The following is a 752-nucleotide window of genomic DNA, read 5'->3' as shown; positions in this document are numbered from 1 at the left end:
GGGCGCGGTGCCTTCGCGGGCGGCCCGGCGTACGTCGGGCAGGGACAGGGCGAGCGGCAGCAGCAGTGGGGCGGCCGGTGCGCGCAAGGTGCTGTCGAACAGGGCGAGTCCGTGCTCGGCGGTGAGCGGGAGGAGTCCGCCGCGCCGCATGCGCTCCAGGTCGGTGGCGGTGAGCTTGCCGGTCATGCCGCCGGTGGGCGCCCAGGGTCCCCAGGCGAGGGAGACGGCGGGCAGCCCCTGGGCGCGGCGGTGGTGTGCGAGGGCGTCGAGGAAGGTGTTCGCCGCCGCGTAACTGCCTTGCCCGGCAGCTCCGTTGACGCCGGAGACGGAGGAGAACAGGACGAACGCGGCGAGGTCGAGCCCGGCCGTCAGTTCGTGCAGGTGCCAGGCGGCGTCCACCTTGGGCCGGAGCACCTTGTCGAGGTCGTCGGGGTCGATGGCCTCGACGACGGCGTCGTGGACGACTCCGGCGGTGTGTACGACGGCGGTCAGCGGGTGTTCGGCCGGTACGGCGTCCAGCACGGCGGCCAGCGCGTCACGGTCGGCGGCGTCGCAGGCGGTGACGGTGACCTGTACGTCGTCGGGGAGGCCGAGTCCGGTGGCGTCGCCTCCGCTGCGGCTGAGCAGGGTCAGGTGCCGTACGCCGTGATGTTCGGCGAGCCGGCGGGCGACGAGCCGGCCGAGGCCGCCGGTGCCGCCGGTGATCAGGACGGTGCCGTCGGGGTCGAGGGCCGCGCCGGGTGTCCCGGCGG

At 75.3% G+C, this 752-nt stretch carries 1 protein-coding gene; it reads right to left on the bottom strand.

Going from position 1 to position 752, the window contains the following annotated elements; all coding sequences use genetic code 11:
• Nucleotides 1–752, bottom strand: a 752-nt coding sequence (locus ACVNF4_RS36650) for an SDR family NAD(P)-dependent oxidoreductase (RefSeq protein ID WP_461807125.1), incomplete at both ends; no start/stop codon positions are given.

This window comes from Streptomyces sp. S6 (genome assembly GCF_054880855.1).
This window is presented reverse-complemented; position numbering and strand designations above follow the sequence as displayed.